Source organism: Rathayibacter sp. PhB127 (genome assembly GCF_003751665.1).
In the GTDB taxonomy this organism is placed as follows: Bacteria; Actinomycetota; Actinomycetes; order Actinomycetales; family Microbacteriaceae; genus Rathayibacter; species Rathayibacter festucae.
Window position 1 is genome coordinate 1,312,539 of the sequence record NZ_RKHW01000001.1, and the last position, 21,263, is coordinate 1,333,801.

Here is a 21,263-nt window from a genome sequence, read left to right on the forward strand (position 1 = left end):
GTGGTTCGTGGGGCTCCGCGGGGGACCGCGGTCGCGCGGCCCGGGCTGTGCCCGTCTGCCAGGATGCCGCGCGCGGCGACCCCGTCGCACCGGCGGAGCACTCAGCGTCCGGCGCCCGCGTCACCCGAGTCTTGTGCGATCCGCCCGGAACCGCGCCCGGAACCGCGGGAGTTCACACGGCGGAAACGTGACCGGAACACGCGGCCCGGCCCCGTCGCTCCGACTCCGCTGCCGGTGACGGCTCAGGGCCGCTCGAGCAGCCGGCCGACCGGCGCCGAGGTCTCGCCCGTGACCCGGATTCCGCCGACCCAGGTCGCCGCGACGGCACCGCGCAGCACGCGGCCGTCGTAGGCGGAGACCTTGTTCTTGTGCGAGAGCGCGTCGACGTCGACCGGCGACGCCGCCTCCGGCTCGAAGGCGACCAGGTCGGCGTCCGCTCCGGCGCGCAGCAGCCCCTTCTGGCCGAGCCCGGCGAAGGCGGCCGTCGCCGTCGACATCCAGGCGACGACCTGCTCCAGCGGGATCCCGCGCTCGCGGGCGCCCGTCCACACCGCGCGGAAGCTCAGCTCGAGCCCCGAGATGCCGCCCCAGGCGAGGCCGAAGTCGCCGTCGTGCGCGAACTTGAGCGCGGCGGTGGCGGGGGAGTGGTCGGACGCGATCAGGTCGATCGTGCCGTCGAGCAGCCCCTTCCAGAGCAGCTCGCGGTTGCGCTCGTCCCGGATCGGCGGGCAGCACTTGAACTGCGTGCCGCCGTCGGGGATCGTCTCGGCGTCGAAGGTGAGGTAGTGCGGGCAGGTCTCCGCGGTGATCCGCAGCCCCTCGGCCTTCGCCTCGCGCAGCAGCGGCAGCGCCTCGGCGGAGGACAGGTGCAGGATGTGCGCCCGCCCGCCCGTCTCGCGGACGGCCTGGATCACGCTGGCGATCGCCGAGTTCTCCGAGGCGGGCGGCCGGGAGTCGACGAAGGCGTCGTAGGAGGTGCCGCCGCTGTTCGCGCTCGCCTCGAGCTCGTCCGGATCCTCGGCGTGCACGATCAGCAGGCCGTCGAACGCGGCGATCTCGCGCATCGCCGCGAACAGCTGCTCGGTGCTGAGGTGCGGGAACTCGTCCACACCGCTGGGCGAGAGGAAGCACTTGAAGCCGAAGACGCCGGCGTCGTGCAGTTCGCGCAGCGTGCCGAGGTTCTCCGGGATCGCCCCGCCCCAGAAGCCGACGTCGACGAGCGCCTGCGGCCCGGCCGCGGCCTTCTTGGCGTCCAGCCCCGCGACGGTGGTGGTCGGCGGGATCGAGTTGAGCGGCATGTCGATGATCGTGGTGACCCCGCCCGCGGCGGCAGCGCGGGTGGCGGAGGCGAAGCCCTCCCACTCGGTGCGGCCGGGCTCGTTGACGTGCACATGGGTGTCGACGATCCCCGGCAGCAGCACCTGGCCGGCGGGGAGGACGACCTCCTCGAGGGTCTTCCAGGGGGCGTCGATGTCGCCGACGGCGACGATGAGCCCGCCCGCGACGGCGACGCTGGCGGGCCGCGTCCCGTTCTCGGTCAGGACGGCGGAGGAGCGGATCACGAGGTCGAGCGAGGGGGAGTCGTCGGGCATGGGTTCGACCATATACTCGGCATGTTTCCCGCGTGTGAGCGCCCGCCGGCCGCACGACCCGGCTCCGCGCCCTCCCGCCCGTCGACGTCGGAGGCCGCCGTGCTCGAACTCGCCGTACCGCTCCTCGCGCGCGTCGAGGCGGGCGAGCGCGTCGCCGTGGTCACCGTCACCCACGTCTTCGGCTCGGCGCCGCGCGCCCTCGGCTCCTCGATGGCGGTCGACGCGGCCGGCAGCGCCATCGGCTCGATCTCGGGCGGCTGCGTCGAGGCCCAGGCCTACGCGCTCGCGCAGGAGGTGCTCGGCTCCGGCGGCTCCGGCTCGGAGCACTTCGGCTTCGACGACGAGGCGGCCTTCGCGGCCGGTCTCTCCTGCGGTGGGCAGCTGCGGGTCTTCGGCCACGTCGTCGACGCGAGCTCGGGGGCCGTGCTGGCCGAGCTGCGCGCCGCGCGGGCCGGGCGGCCGGCGGGGCTCGCGATGATCGTCGGCGGGCCGGACGAGCTCGTCGGCCTGGTGCTGACCGGCGCGACCCGCGCGCAGGACGTGGTGGGGCCGTCGCTGGACGAGGACACGGTGCGCCGGATCCTTGCCGAGCGGGCCGCGCGCCTGGCCTCGGGCCGCTCGGCGACGGTCGAGATCGCCTGCCAGGGCGTCGAGCTCGAGGTGACCTACGTCGTCAGCGCCGAGAAGCCGCGCCTGCTGATCTTCGGCGCTGTCGACTTCTCCGCGGCGCTCTGCGCGGCCGGGGCGCTGCTCGGCTACCGGGTGACGGTCTGCGACGCGCGGCCGGTGTTCGCGACGGCGGAGCGGTTCCCGGGCGCCGACGAGGTCGTGGTCGACTGGCCGTCCGACTACCTGGCGGCGACGGAGGTGGACGAGCGCACGGTGATCGCGGTGCTCACCCACGACGAGAAGTTCGACGTGCCGCTGCTCGAGACGGCGCTGACCCTGCCGGCCGCCTACATCGGCGCGATGGGCTCCCGGCGAACGCACGAGCGGCGGCTGCGGCTGCTGCGCGAGGCCGGAGTGGCGGAGGAGTCGCTCGCCCGGCTGCACTCGCCGATCGGCCTGGACATCGGCGCGTCGACGCCGGAGGAGACGGCGGTCTCGATCCTCGCGGAGGTGCTGGCGGTGCGCGCCGGGGCGTCCGGGGCGCCGCTCGCGGGGCGGTCGGGCCCGATCCACGCCTCGCGCTGAGACGGAAAGCGCCAGCGGGTCACGCGAGCTGCCGGGCTCCTCAGTCCGTGCCACAGAGAGGACAGCGCGACGGGCGCGATGCCAGCATGGCGTCGCTCCGCCGCTCACCCTCAGCACGATGAACCAGGAGTCACCATGACCGAACCCATCCGTTCCCTCACCGCCGCCCGTCCCGCGCGCGGAAGCCGCTCGACCGTCGCGACCTTCGCGCTCGTCGCTGGTCTCGCAGGCGGCCTCGCCCCGGCCGCACTCGCCGACCCGACCCCGGACGTCGCTGCCCCGACGAGCCCGGCGAAGAGCATCGTCACGGGCGGCGGGAGTGCGTCGGCGCCGTCGGCCGTCGCGGCGTCCGACGGCGGTTTCACCTTCTCCTCCTTGGCGGGGAGTGGAGCAGCCGTGCACCCCGGGCTGAAGGTCAAGACCTACGCCTGGTTCGACGTCGCGCCGGGGACCGCCGTCGGAGCGGGCACGCCGGTCACCGTCGTCTACTCGTTCTTCAACACCGGCGACATGCCGCTGCGCGATGTCGGTCCGACGAAGGTGAACCTGGACGTCGACACGGTCTCCACGGTCGTCATCAAGGGCCGCGTCGTCACCGTGGAGGATGTCCAGCGCGGCTCTGTGGCACTGTCGAGCACCTGGACGGCGAGGACGCCGGTGGGGTCGGTCTCCGCGCCGACCAGCACGTTCGACCTCCGCATCCCCGGCTCCGCCTTCTAGAGCACGCCCGGCTCGGCGGCGGTCCGACCGGCTGCCCTGACGTTCGTCGGGCGCCGGCGGACCGCCTCGAGGGGACGGACGCGAAGTGATGTCCCGTCGCTCCGCGTCCGTCCCCCTCCGTCGGCCTTCCTCCGCCTCGAGTGCGTGCCGTGCCGACGACGCGCGGTCCTCGACGGACCGTCTCCGGGAGGTTCACCGTCCGCACGACGACGCGCTCGTGGACGGCTGCTCCCTTCGCGATCTTGTTCTTCGCGCGCTGAGCAGCGGTCCGGAACGGCCCTGACGGGGACGGGCCGGGGCGGAGGAAACCACCGCGAAACACCGCGCTGCCATGCTCGGAGGATGCAGCGTCACGTCATCACCGGAGCCCACGTCGCCACCGTCGATGCCGCGGGAGCCGAGCACCCCGGCGGCCACGTGGTCGTCGACGACCGCCGGATCGTCGCCGTCGGCGCGGGGGAGCCGCCCGCCTGGGCGCTCGACGGCCGGGCGCCGACCGGTCTCCCGTCCGCGGAGCCGGTCGTGCTGACCCGGGTCGACGGTCGTGGGCACCTGCTGACCCCCGGACTCGTCAACACTCACCACCACCTGTACCAGTGGCTGACCCGCGGCTGGGCGCAGGACTCGATCCTCTTCGACTGGCTCGTCGCGCTGTACCCCGCCTGGTCGCGGATCGACGCCGACCTCACCCGATCGGCGTCGCTCGGTGCGATGGGGGTGCTCGCCCGCTCGGGCTGCAGCACCGTGGGCGACCACCACTACGTCTTCCCGCGCGGCTCCGGCGACATCGTGGGCGGGATCGTCGACGCCGCCACGACCCTGGGGCTGCGGCTGCACGCGACGCGCGGCTCGATGGACCTCGGCGAGTCGCAGGGCGGGCTCCCGCCGGACTTCGCGGTCGAGACGACCGCCGCGGCGCTGCAGGCGAGCGGCGAGGCCGTCGAGCGGTACCACGACACCTCGTTCGACGCGATGGTGCGCGTCGCGATCGCGCCGTGCTCGCCGTTCTCGGTGACACCGGACCTGCTGCGCGAGTCGGCGGTCCTCGCCCGGCAGCTCGGCGTGCGCCTGCACACGCACGGCTCCGAGACGGTCGAGGAGGACGCCTTCACCCGGGAGACCTTCGGGATGTCGCCCACGGACTACCTGGAGTCGCTCGGCTGGCTCGGCGACGACGTCTGGATGGCGCACGGCGTGCACCTCGACGACGACGCGATCGCGAAGTTCGCGGCCACGGGCACCGGAGTCGCGCACTGCCCGTCGTCGAACGCGCGGCTCGCGGCGGGCATCGCGCCGATCCCGCAGCTGCTGGCGGCCGGGGCTCCGGTCGGGCTCGGCGTGGACGGCGCGGCTTCGAACGAGTCCGGGCAGCTCGGCTCCGAGATCCGCGCGGCCGTGCTGATGAACCGGCTCCGCGCGGGCGCCGACCGGATGAGCGCCCGGCAGGCGCTCTCGATCGCGACGATCGGCGGGGCGCGCGTGCTCGGGCGCCAGGACGAGATCGGCTCGATCGAGGTGGGCAAGCTCGCCGACCTGGCGCTGTGGCGGATCGACGGGATCGAGCACGCCGGCATCGCCGACCCGGTCGCGGCCCTCGCGCTCGGTGCGCAGCCGCCGCTGACGCTGCTGCTCGTGAACGGGCGGCCCACGGTCGCGGACGGCCACCTCGTCACCGCGGACGAGGACGCGATCGCCCGCGAGGTCGCCCGCGCGAGCGCGGAGCTGGCGTCGCGCGTCTGACGCCTCGGCGCGGTGTGCTGAGGACGGCGGGTCTCGATACGCCGCTCCGCGGCTACTCGACCAGCATGGTTGTGCATGCTGATCGAGTAGCCCGCGGAGCGGGCGTATCGAGATCCATTGTCGTCAGCAGGCTGGTCTGCAGACACCGCGTGCTGGCGGTGATGGGTCTCGATACGCCCCTGCGGGGCTACTCGACCAGCATGGGTGCGCATGCTGATCGAGTAGGCCGCGGAGCGGGCGTATCGAGAGCCACGCCCGTTCGTGGGGCGGTCTGCAGACACCGCGTTCTGGCGATGGTGGGTCTCGATACACCCTGCGGGGCTACTCGACCAGCATGGTGAGCCGCGTCCGCGGTCGGCGCGAAGCGCGTCCGAGGTCAGCCGGGGGGTGCGCCCGCGTCGACCGTCGGCACGGGAGCCGTGTCGGGGTGGAGCAGGCGCCAGACGCGGTCGCGGGAGACGGGCAGGGCGTGCGGCCGGACGCCGACGGCGTCGCGAACGGCGCTGGCGAGGGCGGGGGCCACCGGGTTGTAGGGCGCCTCGCTCATCGACTTCGCGCCGAACGGGCCCAGGTCGTCGGCCGTGTCGGCGAAGTGCACCTCGGTCGGCGGCACGTCGGCCATCTGCGGGATGTGGTAGTTCCGCAGGATCGCCGTGGTCACGGTGCCCTCGCCGTCGAGGATCACCTCCTCGTACAGCGCCGAACCGATCGCCTGGGCGACGCCGCCCTCGACCTGCCCGCGGAGCTGCGCCGGATTGATCACGAAGCCGGCGTCCACCGCCTGGACCGACTGCAGGATCCGCACCTCACCGGTCGGCGCGTGCACCGCGACGCGGAAGCCCTGCACGTTGAAGGCGAGCGAGCGCTGCGCGCCGTCCTCACTGCCGGTCGCCGACACCGGTCCGCCGGCCGCGAGCACCAGGTCGGCGTAGCTCACCCGGGTGCCGTCGGCGGCGAGCAGCCCCTCGTCGTCCGGCTCGAACTCGCTGCCGTCGTGGCCGGTCAGCCGCTTCGCCAGCGAGCGCAGGTCGGCGAGGAGCCGCAGCGCCGCGCTGTACACGGCCTTGCCGGCGACGACCGTCCCTGCGGAGCCGAACGCGCCCGTGTCGTACCGGGCCGCGGCGGTGTCCGACTGGCGGATCCGCACCCGGTCGGCCGAGGCCCCGAACGCACTCGCGACGAGCTGGGTGTGCACGGTCGTCGTCCCGTTGCCGAACTCCGCGGTGCCGACTCCGATCGTGAGCACGCCCTCGGCGTCGACCGACACGGTGGCCTCCGAGAAGTGGCCGCGCGGGGGCAGAGTCGCGATCATCGCGACCGCCATGCCGCGCCCCGTGCTCCAGCCCGGTCCCTCGGGAGCCTCAGCCCCCGTCGCGCGGTCGAGCGCCGCCTCCGCGAGATCGAGGCACTGGTCCAGCCCGTAGGAGGCGAAGCCGATGTCGTCGCCCTCCACGTGGGTCACCACGAGCGGCTCGCCGGGCTTCACCGCGTTGATCCGCCTCAGCTCGAACGGGTCGATGCCGAGCTCGAGGGCGAGCTCGTCCATCGCCGATTCGATGCCGAAGATCACCTGGCCGAGGCCGTAGCCGCGGAACGCGCCCGAGGGCAGGTTGTTCGTGTAGACCGCCTGCGCGTCGACGCGCTTGTTCGGCGCCGTGTAGGTCGCGACCGACTCGGAGGTGCCGTGGAACATCACGCCGGGGCCGTGGTTGCCGTAGGCGCCGGTGTCGGAGAGCACGTCGACGCTCAGCGCGGTCAGCGTCCCGTCGCGGCGCGCGCCGAGCGTGACGTCGACCCGCATCGGGTGCCGGCAGGGCGCCATCGTGAACTCGTCGGAGCGGGTGAACTCGAACTGCACCGGCCGCCCGGTCGCCAGCACGGCCAGCGCGACGACGTCCTCGGTGAGGATCTCCTGCTTTCCGCCGAAACCGCCGCCGACCCGCGCGGTGAACACCCGCATGCTCGAGGGGTCACGATCGAAGATGCGCGCGATCTCGTCCCGGACCAGGAACGGCACCTGGGTGGAGGTGCGCAGCACCAGCTCGTCGCCCTCGAGCCAGCCGATGGTGCCGTGGGTCTCCAGCGCGGTGTGCGCGACGCGGGACGTCGTCCACCGGCCCTCGACCACGACCTCCGCCTCGGCGAGGCCGGCCGCGACGTCGCCGTACTCGCCGTGCAGCTCGGCGACCACGTTCGCGCCGGGGTCGGCGATGCGCGAGGCGATCGGGTCTTTGTCCGCGTGCAGGAGCGGGGCGCCGGGCGTGCGCGCCTCCTCGGGGTCGAAGACCGCGGGCAGCAGCTCGTACTCGACCTCGATCGCCCGGCAGGCGGCCTCGGCCACTCCGACCGACTCGGCGACGACGACCGCGACGCGCTGGCCGCGGAAGCGCACGACGGTGTCGAGCATCCGGGTGTCGTCCGGATCGTCCAGCCGCGACTCGTGCCGTGCGGTGGAGTAGAGGATGTCCGGCACGTCCGCGGCGGTCAGCACGGCGACGACGCCGGGCATCGTCGCGGCGACCGCGGTGTCCATCGAGAGGATCCGGGCGTGCGCGTGCGGGCTCTGCAGCACCTTGAGATGCAGCAGCCCGGGCACGGCGACGTCGAGCGTGTACGGCTCCTGCCCGGAGACGATGCGGCGGCCGGCCGGGGCGCCGAGCGAGCGGCCCACCCGCGACTCGTCGGCGGAGACGCGCCCGGTGCGACGCACGGGGGTCAGCCCGGTGGGCGGCTCGCAGACGTGCTCGGACACCGCCTCGCGGATCGGCCGGTAGCCGGTGCAGCGGCAGAGGTTCCCCTTCATCAGGCGGGGCAGGTCCTCCTCGCGCGCCCCCTCGAGGGCGCTCGCGGTGACGACCATGCCCGCCGTGCAGAAGCCGCACTGGAAGGCGGCGTGGTCGACGAACGACTGCTGCACCGCGCCGGGCTCCTCCGGCATGCCGAGTCCGGCGGCGGTGGTGACCTCGTGCCCCTCGATGCGGTGCGCGGGGTAGAGGCAGGAGTGGAAGGGCGTGCCGTCGACGAGCACCGAGCAGGCGCCGCAGTCGCCCGCGTCGCAGCCCTTCTTGACCTCGAAGTGCTCGTGGTCGCGCAGCAGCGTCCGCAGCACCTGGCCGGGGCGGGGAGTCGCGTCGACCGGCTCGCCGTTGACGGTGAATCTCATGCGGTGCCTCCCGCGGTCGGGGCCGGCTCGGCGGCCGGCTCCGGCCCGCCCAGCTCGCCGCGGATCTCCTCGGCCAGCACGCCGACTACCGCGCGCCGCCAGTCGGCCGCCCCGTGCGGGTCGGTGAACCAGCTCGTGATCGCGCCAATCGCGCTGTCGAGCTCTGCGGAGGAGGGGAGCGCCGGCCAGCGGAGCACCTCGGGACGGATCGTCGCGGCCGTCACCGTGAGCACGAACGCCCCGTCAGCGTCCACCCGGCCGATGACGAGCGCTCCGGAGCGCCCGAGCGGCGACAGCGCGATCTTCCGGTACGCCGTCCGCGCCGCCAGCGCCCGGCGCGGGAACTCGATCGAGCGGATCACGTCGCCGTGCCCGAGCGAGGTCGTCATGTTGCCGGTCACCAGCTCGGCCACCGGCACGAGCGCGTCGGAGCCGTCCGCCCGCCAGACCAGCGCCTCGGCGTCGAGCGCCGCGGCGAGGCTGATCATCGGCCCGGCCGGGAGTGCGTTGGCGATGTTGCCGCCGACCGTCGCGACGTTCCAGATCTTGAACGAGCCCAGCAGTGCCGTGCAGCACTGGAAGAAGAGCGGGTGCGACGGCCGGCCGTCGTCCGGCATCGCCGAGAGCTCGGCCAGGGTGCAGGTCGCCGCGATCGACAGGCCCTCGGCCGTCTCGCGGTACGGCTCCCAGCCGAAGCCCTGCAGGTCGAGCAGCTCGTCGAGGTGGTCGTGCGGGAGCGAGAACACCCAGGACCCGCCGCCGATCACCGCGGTGCGCGGACCCATCGAGGCCAGCTCGGCGCGCTCGCGGACGACGCGCACGCGCTGGATCGTGTTCAGGTCCATGCCGCGCCCTCCGCTCCGTGCGCCGACGGCGCGCTCCTCCCAGTGAACCCCAGACGTGTGACGCTCGTGTTTCCGAGCCCGCCGCGGAGGCTCAGCCGAGCGACGCGACCCACTCCGAGCTGCCGTCGACGAACGACTGCTCCTTCCAGATCGGCACGGTCGCCTTGATGTCGTCGACCAGGGCCGCGCAGGCCTCGAAGGCCGCGGCGCGGTGGGCGGAGGCGACGGCGCAGGCGAGCGCGAGGTCGCCGACCACGAGGTCGCCGACGCGGTGCACCGCGGCGACGCGCACCTCCGGGAACCGCTCGGCGATCCGCCGGGCCGAGGCGAGCAGGGCGGCAGGCGCCTCGGGGTGCGCCTCGTAGGAGAGGCGCAGCACCCCGCGGCCCTCGTCGTGGTCGCGGACGATCCCGGCGAAGGTGACGACGGCGCCGTGTGTCGGCGACTCGACGGCGTGCTCGCACTCGTCGACGGTGACGGGGTCGCGGGCGATCCGGGCCAGGGCGACGGGATCAGCGGACATGATCGCCCCCGCCCAACTGGTCGAGCACGTGGCCGATGATCGGCTCGAGCACCTCGATGCCGTCTCGGACGCCGCCGGGGGAGCCGGGCAGGTTCACGATGACGCTCCGGCCGCTGACTCCCGCGCGCCCGCGGCTGAGCACCGCGGTGGGCACATGGCCTGCCCCGCGCGCGCGGATCGCCTCGGCGAGTCCGGGCAGCTCGCGCTCGAGCAGCGGCGCGGTCTGCTCCGGAGTGACGTCGCTCGGTGCGACACCCGTGCCGCCGGTGGTGATCACGACGTCGATGCCGGCCGAGAGGGCGTCGGAGATCGCCTCGCCCACCGCGTCGCCGTCGGCGACGACGACCACGCGGCCGCTCCAGCCGCGGCTCTCGAACCAGGTCAGCAGCGCCGGACCGGTGCGGTCCTCGTAGACGCCCGAGGCGGCGCGGGTGGAGGCGACCACCGCGACCGCGGTGCGGCTCACGACCGGCTCCACGAGCCGCTCCTGCCGCCCTCTTTCGCCAGGACGCGGATCCCGGTGATGACGGCGCCGCGGTCGACGGCCTTGATCATGTCGTAGACGGTGAGCGCAGCGACGCTGACGGCGGTGAGCGCCTCCATCTCGACGCCGGTGCGGCCGCTCGTGCGCACGCGCGCCTCGATCCGGACCCGGTCGTCGCCGGGCTCGAGGTCGATGTCGACGCCGTCGAGCACCAGCGGGTGGCAGAGCGGGATCAGCGTGGAGGTGGCCTTGGCGCCCATGATCCCGGCGATGCGCGCGACGCCGAGCGCCTCGCCCTTGGGCAGCTCGCCCTGCGCGAGGAGGCGGACGACGTCGGGGGTCGTCTCGACGAACCCCTCCGCGACCGCGACCCGCGAGGTGACCTGCTTGCCGCCGACGTCGACCATGTGCACGGCGCCGTCGCCGCGGACGTGGGTCAGCTCGGTGCCGTCGGCCGTCCCGCCGCTTCCGGTCCTGTCCGTCGTGTCAGTCATCGATCCTCCAGATCTCGACCGTGTCTCCGGTCGCGGCGTGCTCGGTCCCGATCGGGACGTGGATCAGCACGTTCGATCGAGCGTAGGACGCGAGCAGGTGCGAGCTCGGCCCGCCGACGGCGTGCACGAGCCCTTCGTCGTCGAGGGTGCCGCGCCGGATCTGGTGCAGGTGCCCGGGGGAGTCGAGCGGCGTGGCGAGCCTTGCGCGCAGCCGCGGGCGCTCGGCCGGCAGCCGGCCGGCGAGCGAGCGGAGCACGGGCCGCAGGAACAGCTCGAACGAGACCAGGGCGCTGACCGGGTTGCCCGGCAGCGAGACGATCGGCAGGTGCAGGTCGTCGCGGACCCGGACCAGGCCCAGACCCTGCGGTCCGCCCGGCTGCACGGCGACGTGGCCGAACTCCGAGCCGGCCGCCCCGAGCGCGTCGCGGACGACCTCGTAGGCGCCCGCGCTGACACCGCCGACGGTGATCGCGAGGTCGGCCTCGGCCGCGTGCGCGTCGAGGAGCGCGAGGAGGTCCTCCGCCCGGTCGCTGCCGCAGGGCACCACGCTGGGCAGGCCGCCGGCCTCGCGGACCGCCTCGGCCAGCAGCGAGCCGTTGGCGTCGTAGATCTGCGCGTCCTCGAGCTCGGAGCCGGCCGCGCGGATCTCGTGCCCGGTCGGCACGACCATCACGCGGACGCGGGGCAGCACCTCGACCTCGGTCAGGCCGAGCGAGGCGAGCAGCCCGTAGTGCGCGGCGCGGAGGACGGTGCCGGCGGGCAGCGCGAGCTCGCCCTGCCTCGCGTCGCTGCCCCGGGCGCGGACGAAGGCCGCCGCGACGACGGGGCGCGAGAACGCCACCTGGACATCGGTGCTGCCCGGGGCGGGGAAGCGCGGCGGGTCGACCGTCTCGATCGCGACGACCGCGTCGGCCCCGGCCGGCAGCGGCGAGCCCGTCATGATCGGCACCGCGGTGCCCGCCTCGTGCCGGGGAGCGCGGTCGCCGGCCGGGATCGGCGCGGCCACGGGCAGCGAGACCGGACTGCCGGCGCTCGCCGCGGCGAGGTCCGCCGCCCGCACCGCGAAGCCGTCCATCTGCGAGTTGTCGAAGCGCGGCAGATCCAGCGGAGCGTCGACCGAGCGCGCGAGCACCCGGCGGTCGTACGCGCCCGGGTCGGCCGCGACGGCGGCGGGAGCGAGCGCCAGCGTCTCGCGGGCGCCGCGGGTGGCCAGCGGCGAGAGCAGTGCGCGAACGCGGGCGGCGTGCAGATCGATCGAGGTCATCGGGTCCTCTCGGAGGTCCTGGCCGGCGAAAGCGCTCCTGACGGCGCGGGGCGTTCCTGACGGGGCGGAGGCGTTCCTGACCGGCGGCAGGGACGTCTCCATCTTGCCCGCTCCGGCCCGGATCCGGCGCGTAGTCTGTCCGGATGAGCACAGCACTCGGGATCCCCGGCATCCGGCCCCGCCCGCGCGGTGCGGTCCTCCCGGCCGAGCGGCCCGAGACACCGCTGCTGCTCGACACCTACGGACGCGTCGCCGACGACCTGCGGATCTCGCTCACCGATCGCTGCAACCTCCGCTGCACCTACTGCATGCCGGCCGAGGGCCTGCCGTTCCAGCCGCCCGCCTCGCTGCTGAACCGCGAGGAGATCGTCCGCCTCGCCCGCATCGCCGTCGAGCAGTTCGGCGTCCGCCAGATCCGCTTCACCGGCGGCGAGCCGCTGCTGCGCAAGGACCTCGTCGACATCATCCGCGACGTCGCGGCGATCGAGCCGCGCCCCGAGATCTCGCTGACCACCAACGCGATCGGCCTCTCCGGTCGCGCGCAGTCGCTCGCCGACGCGGGCCTGGACCGGGTGAACGTCTCGCTCGACTCCATCTGCGCCGAGACCTTCGCGAAGGTCACCCGCCGCCCCTTCCTCGACCGGGTCCTCGCCGGCATCGACGCGCTCGGCCCCGCGGGACTCCAGCAGACCAAGATCAACGCGGTGCTCCTGCCCGGGATCAACGACCACGAGGCGCCCGAGCTGCTCGCCTGGGCGCTCGCCGGAGGGCACCAGCTCCGCTTCATCGAGCAGATGGCGCTCGACGCCGACCACGGCTGGGACCGCTCGACGATGATCACGGCGGCGATGATCCGCGAGCTGCTCTCGGAGCGCTTCGTCCTCACGCCGAACGCCGCTCCCCGCGACGGTGCGCCCGCCGAGCTCTTCGACGTCCGCGCGATCGGCTCCGACGAGCTGCTCGGCACGGTCGGCATCATCGCCTCCGTCACCGAGGCGTTCTGCGGCGACTGCCGCCGCACCCGGCTCACTGCCGAGGGCGGTGTCCGCAGCTGCCTCTTCTCCAACGAGGAGACCGACCTGCTCGGCGCGATGCGCTCCGGCGCCGACGACCACCACGTCGCCCAGCTCTGGCGCGGCGCGATGTGGGCCAAGCCGGCCGGCCACGAGATGAACCGGGCCGGATTCGTGCAGCCCGAGCGCACCATGAGTGCGATCGGCGGCTGAGCGTGCGTGTCCGCTACTTCGCCGCGGCGAAGGCCGCCCTCGGGCGCGCCTCCGACGAGCTCGAGGGCGTCGCCGACCTGGCCGCCCTGGAGGCGTCGCTCGTCGCCTCCGCGCCGTCCGCCGCCGACGTCCTCGCCCGCTGCAGCTACCTGGTCGACGGCGTCTCGACCACCGACCGCGCCACCCCGCTGCCCGCGGGCGCCGCGGTGGACGTCCTGCCGCCCTTCGCCGGCGGCTGAAACCCGCGCCTCTCGCCGCTCTGCAGGCTCCTGTCCGCTCTGCAGGCTCCTGTCTGTTGTGCAGGCTCCTGTCCGTTGTGCAGGAGATCTCGGCTCCGGTCGGCCGCCCCACGCGGCGAGACAGCACGGCGAACGCGGAAGACCTGCGAATCGAACCTCAGACCGGCGATCGGATCAGCGCCAGCCCACCATGCCGCCGAGCAGAGAGTCGGAGGCGATCCCCGCCGCCGCCGCGCGGTCGGCCGCGATCCGAGAGCGCACGCCCGAGGCGCAGTGCAGCACCAGCGGCCCCGCGGGCAGCAGCGCCGGATCGAAGCGCGACATCGGCAGCCGCACGGCCCCGGGGATCGCGACGGAGCGGTCCTCGTCGTCCTCCCGCAGATCGACGACCGTCGGCGGCGTCGGCCCCGCGAGCCGCGCCCGCAGCTCATCGGCGGTCACCGCTCCCGCGACGGCGAGCACCGCAGCCACCGGCGGCACCGCGCGGGCCAGCGGCAGCTCGCTCCACGAACCGTCCAGCGCGTCGTGCACCACGACCCGACCGAACAGCGGCTCGCCGACGCCCGTCACGAGCTTGACCACCTCGCTCGCCATCGCCGAGCCGATCGCCGCGCAGAGCGAGCCGAGAACGCCGACCGTCGCGCAGCTGTCCGCCGCGTCCTCGGCCCCGGGGTGCAGGGCGCGCAGGGTGACCCCGCCGCCCGGCGCGGCCGCCCAGAAGGTGGACAGCTGCCCGTCGAAGCCGAGCGCCGAGCCCCAGACGTGCGGGACCCCGGCCCGGGTCGTCGCGTCCGAGGCGAGGTAGCGCGAGCCGAAGGTGTCGAAGCCGTCGACCACCACGTCCCAGCCGGCGACGAGCGCGTCGGCGTTCGCACCGGTGAAGGAGACGGGGAAGGCCTGCACGTCGATCCCGGGGGAGAGCCGCCGCGCGGTCGCCGCCGCGGACTCCGCCTTCGACGAGCCGATCGACGACTCGTCGTGCGCCGTCTGCCGCGCGAGGTTCGACGCCTCGACGACGTCGCCGTCGACGATCCCGAGGTGCCCGACTCCGGCCGCGGCGAGCGCCGTGATCACCGGAGAGCCGATGCCGCCCGCGCCGAGCACGAGCACCCGCGCGTTCCGCAGGCGCCGCTGTCCTAGCTCGCCGAGTGGCGACAGCCGGATCTGCCGGGCGAAGCGCTCGCGCTCGGCGGCGCTCAACGCCCGCCCCGGCTCCACCAGCGGGATCACGGCGCCACCTCGTCGAGCCGCCACTGGCCCTCCACCGCGATCGCGCGGAACCCCACGGCCTCGTTGACGGCGAGCATCGGCCGGTTCTCCTCCGCGTTCCAGGTGTAGACGGCACGGCAGTCGGGGTCGGCCGCGGCCAGGTGCTCGAGCGCGTCGAGCTTGAGCAGCATGCCGAGCCGGTGCCCACGATGCGCCGGCTGCACGAGCGTCGCGCCCCAGAGCGCGGCGCGGCCGGGCAGCACGTCGACGGTGCAGTAGCCGACCGGCCGGCCCTCGTGCAGGGCCACCGAGGTCAGCTCCACCCGCCCGCCGGCGGTCGACTCGCGGTCGTGCGCCTCGAGGCGCTCGCGGGTCCAGGTCTCCTCCGGCACCGACAGCCCGGCCGTGGGCGCCTGCGCGGACATGCTGGCGCGCAGGGCGAGCATCCCGTCGACGAGCTCCGCGGGCGTCGCTCCGCTCCAGTGCCGCAGCTCGTAGCCCTCGGCGTGCGCCAGGGCACCGCGGCGCCGGGACGCGGCGAGCACGGGATCCAGCGGCAGCCGCACCGCGCTGACCCGCTCCACCTGCTCCAGCACCCAGCCGCGGGAGGCGAGCCAGCGCGCGCCGGGGTCGTCGGCGGGCACGGAGCCGGCCCCCGAGCGGGCGGCCAGGCGCGGCGCCGAACGGTCGGCCCGGTGAGCCGTCCAGGTCTGCAGCACGGTGCGCCCGAGCGCCTGCGCCTCCGCCGTCAGCCGCTCCAGCAGGGCGGAGCCGACCCCGTGGCCGCGCTCCCCGGCGAGGACGGAGAACGCCAGCCAGGCCGCGTCGTCGCCCTCCTCGGTGCTCCAGTGCAGCTCGCCGCTGCCGACCGCGCGGACGCCGTCGTCCGTCATGACCTCGGCGAGGAACGCGCGGCGAGGGTCGAACTCCTGCTGCCGCCACTCGCCGAGGTTCGTCTCGGCGGGGAAGCCCAGCTCGTCCGTGCCGGTGCCCTCGGCCTCGACGGCGTTCCCGATCGCGGTGAGGGTGACGAAGTCGTCCCAGCCCTCGGCGCCCGGGTGCTCGGGGATCGGCAGCTCGCGGATCCGGAGCGCGGGGTCGATGGGGCTCGTCACCTCCCCAGTGTGCACGCCGCCGGGCCGCACCGCGCGGTTCCGCGGCACGACGGAGCCCGTCGAGTACCGTAGGGAGCGTTTTCGAGCGGAGCGAGGCGGCCGGGTGTACCTGAAGAGCCTGACCCTCAAGGGGTTCAAGTCCTTCGCGCAGCCGACCACGTTCGCCTTCGAGCCCGGGGTCACCTGCGTCGTCGGGCCCAACGGCTCGGGCAAGAGCAATGTCGTCGACGCTCTCGCCTGGGTGATGGGGGAGCAGGGCGCGAAGACCCTCCGCGGCGGGAAGATGGAGGACGTCATCTTCGCCGGCACCTCCACCCGCGGCCCGCTCGGCCGCGCGGAGGTCGCGCTCACCATCGACAACACCGACGGCGCGCTGCCGATCGAGTACACCGAGGTGACGATCAAGCGCACCCTGTTCCGCAACGGCGGCAGCGAGTACGCGATCAACGGCCGCGCCTGCCGGCTGCTCGACGTCCAGGAGCTGCTGAGCGACTCCGGTCTCGGCCGCGAGATGCACGTGATCGTCGGCCAGGGCCAGCTCGACGCCGTCCTGCACGCGACCCCGGAGGAGCGCCGCGGCTTCATCGAGGAGGCGGCCGGCATCCTCAAGCACCGCCGCCGCAAGGAGAAGACCCTCCGCAAGCTCGACGGCATGCAGGCGAACCTGACCCGGCTCTCCGACCTCGCCGGCGAGATCCGCCGCCAGCTCAAGCCGCTCGGCCGCCAGGCGGAGGTCGCCCGGCAGGCGCAGACCATCGCCGCCGTCGTCCGCGACGCCCGCGCGCGCCTGCTCGCCGACGACGTCGTCACCCTCCGCACCGCGCTCGACGGCTTCGCCCGCACCGAGAGCGAGCGGCACAGCGAGCGCCTCGTGCTGCAGGAGCGGCTGGAGCAGAGCACGCTGCGGACCGCGCGAATCGAGTCCGAGATGGTCGGCGACGCGGTCGACGACGCCCGGCGCACCACCTTCGAGCTCGAGTCGGTGCAGGAGCGGCTGCGCAATCTGGCGGCGCTCGCCGGCCAGCGCCTCGCCCTGCTCGAGGCGGAGTCGGAGCAGCCCGCCGTGCAGCCCCGCGTCACGGCGCCGATGGTCGAGGAGGCGCGCGCCGAGCTGGAGCGACTCCGCATCGCCGTCCTCGACGCGGAGACCGCGTGGACCGACTCGCAGAAGGCGACGGTGCGCGCCCGCGGCGCCCTGGACGCGACCGACGAGGAGATCGCGGCGCAGTCGGCGCTGGTCTCCCGGCACGACCTCGAGCTGTCCAAGCTCACCGGCCAGGCCGACACCGCCGCCTCACGCCTTGCCGCCGTCCGCGGCGAGGTCCTCCGCGCGCAGAACACCCTCGACTCCGCCGTCCAGCGCCGCGAGGCGGCCCAGCGCCAGCTCGACGCGCTGGAGGACGAGATCGGCGAGGCCGGCGGCGGCACCGACGGCACGCTCGACGAGGGCTACGAGCTCGCCCAGTCCTCGGTCTTCGAGGCCGAGGGCGAGATCGAGCGGCTCCGCGAGGAGCTGCACGCGCTGGAGCGCGAGCGCGACGGACTCGCCGCCCGCCGAAGCGCTCTGTCGCTCGCCCTCGACGTCTCCGACGGCTCGGCCGAGCTGATCGCCACCCGCCTGGACGGCATCCGCGGCCGCGTCGCCGAGCGGATCCAGGTCCACGCCGGCTACGAGGCGGCCATTGCGGCGGCCCTCGGCGCGGCCGCCGACTCCGTGCTCGCCGACTCGCAGCCCCACGCCGAAGCCGCGCTCGACGAGGCGATCCGCCGCGAGCTCGGCCGGGTCGAGCTGCTGATCGGCGACGCCGCCCGCCCCTCCCTCGCGATCGAGGTGCCGGAGGGTGCGACCCGCGCCCGCGACCTCGTCACCGGCCCCGACGGTGTCCTCGCCCTGCTCGAGCAGGTCGTCGTCGTCGACGACCTCGACACCGCCCGCCGGCTCTGGCCCGCGCTGGCCGGCGGCGAGCACCCGGTCACCGTCGTCACCCGCGACGGCGCCTCGATCTCCGACGCCGTCCTCAGCGGGGGAGCGGGCGGGCAGCGCAGCCGCCTCGAGCTGGTCTCCGAGCGCGACGCGGCCGCGAGCCGGCTGGAGGAGATCGAGGGCCGGATCGACCGCCTCCGCTTCGACCTCGCCGAGCAGACCGGCGCCCTGCGCGCCGCCAAGGAGCAGTCGCGCCTCGCCCTCGCCGCCCTGCGCGAGCACGACGCCGCCCGCGCCGCGCACACCGAGCGCCTCGGCCGGGTGCGGGCGCAGCTCGAGGGCGCCACCGCCGAGCTCGGCCGCGGCGAGAAGGCCCTGACCATCGCGACCGAGCGGGTCGGCGACGCCGAGGCCGCCGCGCAGAGGGCGAAGGGCGAGCTGGACGTCGCCCGGTCGCGCCCGCGCCCGGTCCTCGACGTCAGCGCCCGCGACGGCCTCCAGCGCGAGGTCGACGCGGCGCGCGAGCGCGAGATCGAGGCGCGCCTCGGCGTCGAGACCGCCAAGGAGCGGGTCCGGGCCGAGCAGTCCCGCGGCGAGTCGCTCGAGCGCCAGCTCGCCGCCGACCGCGCCGCCGCCGACGAAGCCGCCCGCCGCGCCGTGATCCGCCGCCGCCAGCACGACGCCGCGGCCGACGTGACCGGCGCGATCCCCGCGGTGCTCGCCTCCGTCGACCGCTCGGTGCAGCAGTCGCGCGCCGAGCTGCTGCGCGCCGAGACCGCGCGCTCGCAGCAGAACGAGGAGCTCCAGGCGCTGCGCCGCGAGGAGGGCGTGCTCCGCGACCGCCTCCAGAGCGTCACCGAGAGCGTGCACGGCCTCGAGCTGCAGATCTACGAGAAGCGCCTGCAGCTCACCGGGCTGCTGGAGCGCGCCGGCTCCGAGCTCGGACTGGTCGAGGACGTGCTGGTCGCCGAGTACGGCCCCGAGGTCCCGGTCCCCGACGAGACCGACGCCGAGGCGCCCGCGCGCCCCTTCGTCCGCGACGAGCAGCGCCGCCGGCTGGACAAGGCCGAGAAGCAGCTCGGCCAGCTCGGCCGGGTCAATCCGCTCGCCCTCGAGGAGTTCGCGGCTCTCGAGCAGCGCCACGTCTTCCTCACCGAGCAGCTGACCGACCTCACCAACACGCGGCGCGACCTGCTGACGATCATCGAGGAGCTCGACGAGACCATGCAGACGGTCTTCGCCTCGGCCTTCGACGACACCCAGGCCGCCTTCGCGGACGTCTTCCCGGTGCTCTTCCCCGGCGGCACCGGCAGCATCCGGCTCACCGACCCGGAGAACCTGCTCACCACCGGCATCGAGGTGGCGGTGCGCCCGGCCGGCAAGAAGATCGAGCGGCTGTCGCTGCTCTCCGGCGGGGAGCGCTCGCTCGCGGCGGTGGCCTTCATGGTCGCGATCTTCAAGTCGCGGCCGAGCCCGTTCTACATCATGGACGAAGTGGAGGCGGCGCTCGACGACGCGAACCTCGGCCGCCTGCTCAGCATCTTCCAGGACCTCCGCACCTCGAGTCAGCTGATCGTCATCACGCACCAGAAGCGCACGATGGAGATCGCCGACGCCCTCTACGGCGTCTCGATGCGCCAGGACGGCGTCTCCGCCGTGGTCGGTCAGCGCGTGGAGGCCCCGGCCGTCTGATCCACGGGTTCGATTCGCAGGCGCTGCCGGCCGGAAGGCCCGTCCCGCCGCAGGTCCAGGCTCCGCGAAGGGCGGATCGCCTGCAGATCGGACGTCCGCCCGCCGGTAGCCTGGGCGCATGGCAGAACGCAGCTCCTGGTCGCTCGGTCGCGCACTCCGCGGCCTGTTCGAGAAGCGCACGATCGACGAGCAGACGTGGGACGACCTCGAGACGGCCCTGATCACCGCCGACTTCGGGCCGGACATCACCGAGGAGATGGTCGAGGACCTCCGTGCCAAGGTCGACCGCTACAACACGACCGACCCGCGCGACCTCCAGCGGATGCTCCGCGAGTCGCTGGAGGAGCGCCTCGCCAAGTACGACACGACGCTGAAGCTCAGCGAGCGGCCCGCCGTCATCCTGGTCGTCGGCGTCAACGGCGTCGGCAAGACCACGACCATCGGCAAGTTCGCGAAGTTCCTCCGCAACTTCGACCGCAGCGTCGTGGTCGGCGCCGCCGACACCTTCCGCGCCGCCGCGGTCGACCAGCTCGCCACCTGGGCGCAGCGCGCCGACGCGCAGATCGTCCGGCCGCAGCAGGAGCGCCAGGACCCGGCCTCGGTCGCCTACCAGACCGTCGAGTACGCGAAGACCCACGGCATCGAGATGGTCATCATCGACACTGCGGGCCGCCTGCACACCAAGGGCGGGCTGATGGACGAGCTCGGCAAGATCAAGCGCGTCGTCGAGAAGCAGGCGCCGATCTCCGAGATCCTGCTCGTCCTCGACGCGACCACCGGCCAGAACGGCCTGATGCAGGCCCAGGCCTTCATCGAGCACGCCGGCGTCACCGGCCTCGTCATCACCAAGCTCGACGGCTCGGCCAAGGGCGGCTTCGTCCTCGCCGTCCAGGAGAAGACCGGCATCCCCATCAAGCTCGTCGGCCAGGGCGAGGGCATCAACGACCTCACCGGCTTCACCCCCCACGTCTTCGCCGCCCAGCTCGTCGCCTGACCCGGGAGCCCTCCCTCCCCCTCCGCGAGATGCCACTTGCGCACGCGACACGCGGTGAAAGGCGTGCACAAGTGGCATCTCGCGAAGGAGTCAGAGGTGTCGCGTCCGAAGTGCCTCGGCCAGGGGCAGCAGCTCCTCGTCGAGGATCTCGATGATGAGCTCCGGCTGGATGCGGAAATACTCGTGGATGATCACGTTGCGGAGCCCCGCGATAGCCGCCCACGGAACGCCTTCGAAGGTCACGAGCGCGGACTCCGGGAGCGCGCGCACCGCCTCTCCGATCACGGCGAGGTTGCGCAGCACTGCGTCCATGGCCATGCCGGCCATCGCGTCGTCGTCGCCGCTCAGGTAGGGCCGGTACTCGATGCAGCGGTCGATCGCGGCGCGGATGTCGCAGAAGCGGTCCTCGGGCGACCTGCTCACAGGGGAACCATGTCGCGGTGCGCGGTCTCCGAGACAGGTCGGCGGAGCAGCGACTCCGTCACAACGTCCACCCGCACCCCGAGGATGCGGCTGATCTCCTCGCCGATGCCCGCCACTCGCAGCAGGGCGTTGCCCGATCCGCTCTCGAGGTCGACGAACAGATCGATGTCGCTGTCCGCGCGGGCGTCACCCCGGGCGACGGAGCCGAAGAGTCGGGGATCGCGCGCTCCGTATCGGGCGAGGACCTCGTCCACGGCGGCACGGTGCGTCTCCAGCGCTCGACGCAGAAGGACTGCTCGCGCCGTGGCCGTGGACATGCGTCAAGGATACGAGGCCCGGTCGCCCGCCGTCTCGCCCGCTCCCGCGAGATGCCACTTGTGCACGCGACACGCCGTTCAAGGCGTGCACAAGTGGCATCTCGC

The 21,263-nt window shown here is 74.0% G+C and carries 18 protein-coding genes; 7 read left to right on the plus strand and 11 right to left on the minus strand.

Annotation, left to right across the window (positions count from 1 at the left end; translation table 11 throughout):
- Positions 1 to 242 precede the first annotated feature (242 nt).
- Positions 243 to 1,592, minus strand: a complete 1,350-nt coding sequence (allB, locus tag EDF22_RS06300; protein ID WP_123703221.1) for an allantoinase AllB — start codon at positions 1,590 to 1,592, stop codon at positions 243 to 245.
- Positions 1,593 to 1,691: 99 nt separating this feature from the next.
- Here allB and EDF22_RS06305 point away from each other — a divergent pair, with 99 nt between their 5' ends.
- The 3 genes from EDF22_RS06305 (at position 1,692) to EDF22_RS06315 (ending at position 5,246) form a co-directional block, all read left to right on the plus strand.
- The gene (locus EDF22_RS06305) at positions 1,692 to 2,786 is read left to right on the plus strand and encodes an XdhC family protein (protein WP_260303319.1); all 1,095 of its coding nucleotides are present in this window, start codon (positions 1,692 to 1,694) and stop codon (positions 2,784 to 2,786) included.
- A gap of 135 nt (positions 2,787 to 2,921) precedes the next feature.
- Entirely contained in the window at positions 2,922 to 3,506 is a 585-nt protein-coding gene (locus tag EDF22_RS06310; protein WP_123703263.1) for a hypothetical protein, read from the plus strand.
- A gap of 342 nt (positions 3,507 to 3,848) precedes the next feature.
- On the plus strand, positions 3,849 to 5,246 hold the full coding sequence (locus EDF22_RS06315; RefSeq protein ID WP_123703265.1) for an 8-oxoguanine deaminase: 1,398 nt from the start codon (positions 3,849 to 3,851) through the stop codon (positions 5,244 to 5,246).
- 376 nt (positions 5,247 to 5,622) lie between these two features.
- Here the strand turns inward: EDF22_RS06315 and EDF22_RS06320 are convergent, their stop codons facing one another.
- From EDF22_RS06320 to glp, 6 genes are all read right to left on the minus strand, one after another.
- On the minus strand, positions 5,623 to 8,409 hold the full coding sequence (locus EDF22_RS06320; protein ID WP_123703267.1) for a molybdopterin-dependent oxidoreductase: 2,787 nt from the start codon (positions 8,407 to 8,409) through the stop codon (positions 5,623 to 5,625).
- Entirely contained in the window at positions 8,406 to 9,254 is an 849-nt protein-coding gene (locus tag EDF22_RS06325; RefSeq protein ID WP_123703269.1) for an FAD binding domain-containing protein, read from the minus strand. Before EDF22_RS06325 ends, EDF22_RS06320 begins: the two co-directional genes overlap by 4 nt.
- A 91-nt stretch (positions 9,255 to 9,345) precedes the next feature.
- The gene (locus tag EDF22_RS06330; protein ID WP_123703271.1) at positions 9,346 to 9,777 is read right to left on the minus strand and encodes a molybdenum cofactor biosynthesis protein MoaE; all 432 of its coding nucleotides are present in this window, start codon (positions 9,775 to 9,777) and stop codon (positions 9,346 to 9,348) included.
- Positions 9,767 to 10,243 carry a molybdenum cofactor biosynthesis protein B gene (locus EDF22_RS06335; RefSeq protein WP_123704769.1) on the minus strand — a complete coding sequence of 159 codons (477 nt, stop codon included), beginning with the start codon at positions 10,241 to 10,243 and terminating at the stop codon, positions 9,767 to 9,769. Before EDF22_RS06335 ends, EDF22_RS06330 begins: the two co-directional genes overlap by 11 nt.
- A complete protein-coding gene (gene moaC / locus EDF22_RS06340) occupies positions 10,240 to 10,755 on the minus strand; it encodes a cyclic pyranopterin monophosphate synthase MoaC (RefSeq protein ID WP_123703273.1) in 516 nt (171 codons plus the stop codon). Before moaC ends, EDF22_RS06335 begins: the two co-directional genes overlap by 4 nt.
- Positions 10,748 to 12,019, minus strand: a complete 1,272-nt coding sequence (glp, locus tag EDF22_RS06345) for a gephyrin-like molybdotransferase Glp (RefSeq protein ID WP_123703275.1) — start codon at positions 12,017 to 12,019, stop codon at positions 10,748 to 10,750. The genes moaC and glp overlap by 8 nt, the downstream gene beginning before the upstream one ends.
- Before the next feature lie 143 nt (positions 12,020 to 12,162).
- On the opposite strand from glp, the gene moaA reads away from it, so the two are divergent.
- Entirely contained in the window at positions 12,163 to 13,245 is a 1,083-nt protein-coding gene (gene moaA / locus EDF22_RS06350) for a GTP 3',8-cyclase MoaA (protein WP_123703277.1), read from the plus strand.
- Positions 13,246 to 13,247: 2 nt separating this feature from the next.
- Positions 13,248 to 13,484, plus strand: a complete 237-nt coding sequence (locus EDF22_RS06355; RefSeq protein WP_221180888.1) for a MoaD/ThiS family protein — start codon at positions 13,248 to 13,250, stop codon at positions 13,482 to 13,484.
- Between the two features lie 174 nt (positions 13,485 to 13,658).
- Here EDF22_RS06355 and EDF22_RS06360 read toward each other — a convergent pair whose 3' ends face one another.
- Together EDF22_RS06360 and EDF22_RS06365 are read right to left on the minus strand one after the other, a co-directional pair.
- Positions 13,659 to 14,714 carry a HesA/MoeB/ThiF family protein gene (locus EDF22_RS06360; RefSeq protein WP_123703279.1) on the minus strand — a complete coding sequence of 352 codons (1,056 nt, stop codon included), beginning with the start codon at positions 14,712 to 14,714 and terminating at the stop codon, positions 13,659 to 13,661.
- Positions 14,711 to 15,808 (minus strand): GNAT family N-acetyltransferase, encoded by a 1,098-nt coding sequence (locus EDF22_RS06365; protein ID WP_148059125.1) that lies wholly within the window; start codon positions 15,806 to 15,808, stop codon positions 14,711 to 14,713. Before EDF22_RS06365 ends, EDF22_RS06360 begins: the two co-directional genes overlap by 4 nt.
- 103 nt (positions 15,809 to 15,911) lie before the next feature.
- Here EDF22_RS06365 and smc point away from each other — a divergent pair, with 103 nt between their 5' ends.
- Both smc and ftsY read left to right on the plus strand, forming a co-directional pair.
- Positions 15,912 to 19,424, plus strand: a complete 3,513-nt coding sequence (gene smc / locus EDF22_RS06370; protein WP_123703283.1) for a chromosome segregation protein SMC — start codon at positions 15,912 to 15,914, stop codon at positions 19,422 to 19,424.
- Between the two features lie 118 nt (positions 19,425 to 19,542).
- Positions 19,543 to 20,418 carry a signal recognition particle-docking protein FtsY gene (gene ftsY / locus EDF22_RS06375; RefSeq protein WP_123703286.1) on the plus strand — a complete coding sequence of 292 codons (876 nt, stop codon included), beginning with the start codon at positions 19,543 to 19,545 and terminating at the stop codon, positions 20,416 to 20,418.
- A 90-nt stretch (positions 20,419 to 20,508) separates the two neighbouring features.
- Here the strand turns inward: ftsY and EDF22_RS06380 are convergent, their stop codons facing one another.
- Together EDF22_RS06380 and EDF22_RS06385 are read right to left on the minus strand one after the other, a co-directional pair.
- Positions 20,509 to 20,841: a DUF86 domain-containing protein gene (locus tag EDF22_RS06380; protein ID WP_123703288.1), complete on the minus strand. Its 333-nt coding sequence runs from the start codon at positions 20,839 to 20,841 to the stop codon at positions 20,509 to 20,511.
- On the minus strand, positions 20,838 to 21,158 hold the full coding sequence (locus EDF22_RS06385) for a nucleotidyltransferase family protein (protein WP_123703290.1): 321 nt from the start codon (positions 21,156 to 21,158) through the stop codon (positions 20,838 to 20,840). Before EDF22_RS06385 ends, EDF22_RS06380 begins: the two co-directional genes overlap by 4 nt.
- Positions 21,159 to 21,263: the final 105 nt, after the last annotated feature.

Excerpts from the sequence above, each read along its gene's own strand:
- allB (WP_123703221.1), bottom strand. The coding sequence starts at position 1,592 with ATGCCCGACGACTCCCCCTCGCTCGACCTCGTGATCCGCTCCTCCGCC.
- EDF22_RS06310 (WP_123703263.1), top strand. The coding sequence starts at position 2,922 with ATGACCGAACCCATCCGTTCCCTCACCGCCGCCCGTCCCGCGCGCGGA.
- EDF22_RS06315 (WP_123703265.1), top strand. The coding sequence starts at position 3,849 with ATGCAGCGTCACGTCATCACCGGAGCCCACGTCGCCACCGTCGATGCC.
- EDF22_RS06320 (WP_123703267.1), bottom strand. The coding sequence starts at position 8,409 with ATGAGATTCACCGTCAACGGCGAGCCGGTCGACGCGACTCCCCGCCCC.
- EDF22_RS06325 (WP_123703269.1), bottom strand. The coding sequence starts at position 9,254 with ATGGACCTGAACACGATCCAGCGCGTGCGCGTCGTCCGCGAGCGCGCC.
- EDF22_RS06330 (WP_123703271.1), bottom strand. The coding sequence starts at position 9,777 with ATGTCCGCTGATCCCGTCGCCCTGGCCCGGATCGCCCGCGACCCCGTC.
- moaC (WP_123703273.1), bottom strand. The coding sequence starts at position 10,755 with ATGACTGACACGACGGACAGGACCGGAAGCGGCGGGACGGCCGACGGC.
- glp (WP_123703275.1), bottom strand. The coding sequence starts at position 12,019 with ATGACCTCGATCGATCTGCACGCCGCCCGCGTTCGCGCACTGCTCTCG.
- moaA (WP_123703277.1), top strand. The coding sequence starts at position 12,163 with ATGAGCACAGCACTCGGGATCCCCGGCATCCGGCCCCGCCCGCGCGGT.
- ftsY (WP_123703286.1), top strand. The coding sequence starts at position 19,543 with ATGGCAGAACGCAGCTCCTGGTCGCTCGGTCGCGCACTCCGCGGCCTG.
- EDF22_RS06385 (WP_123703290.1), bottom strand. The coding sequence starts at position 21,158 with ATGTCCACGGCCACGGCGCGAGCAGTCCTTCTGCGTCGAGCGCTGGAG.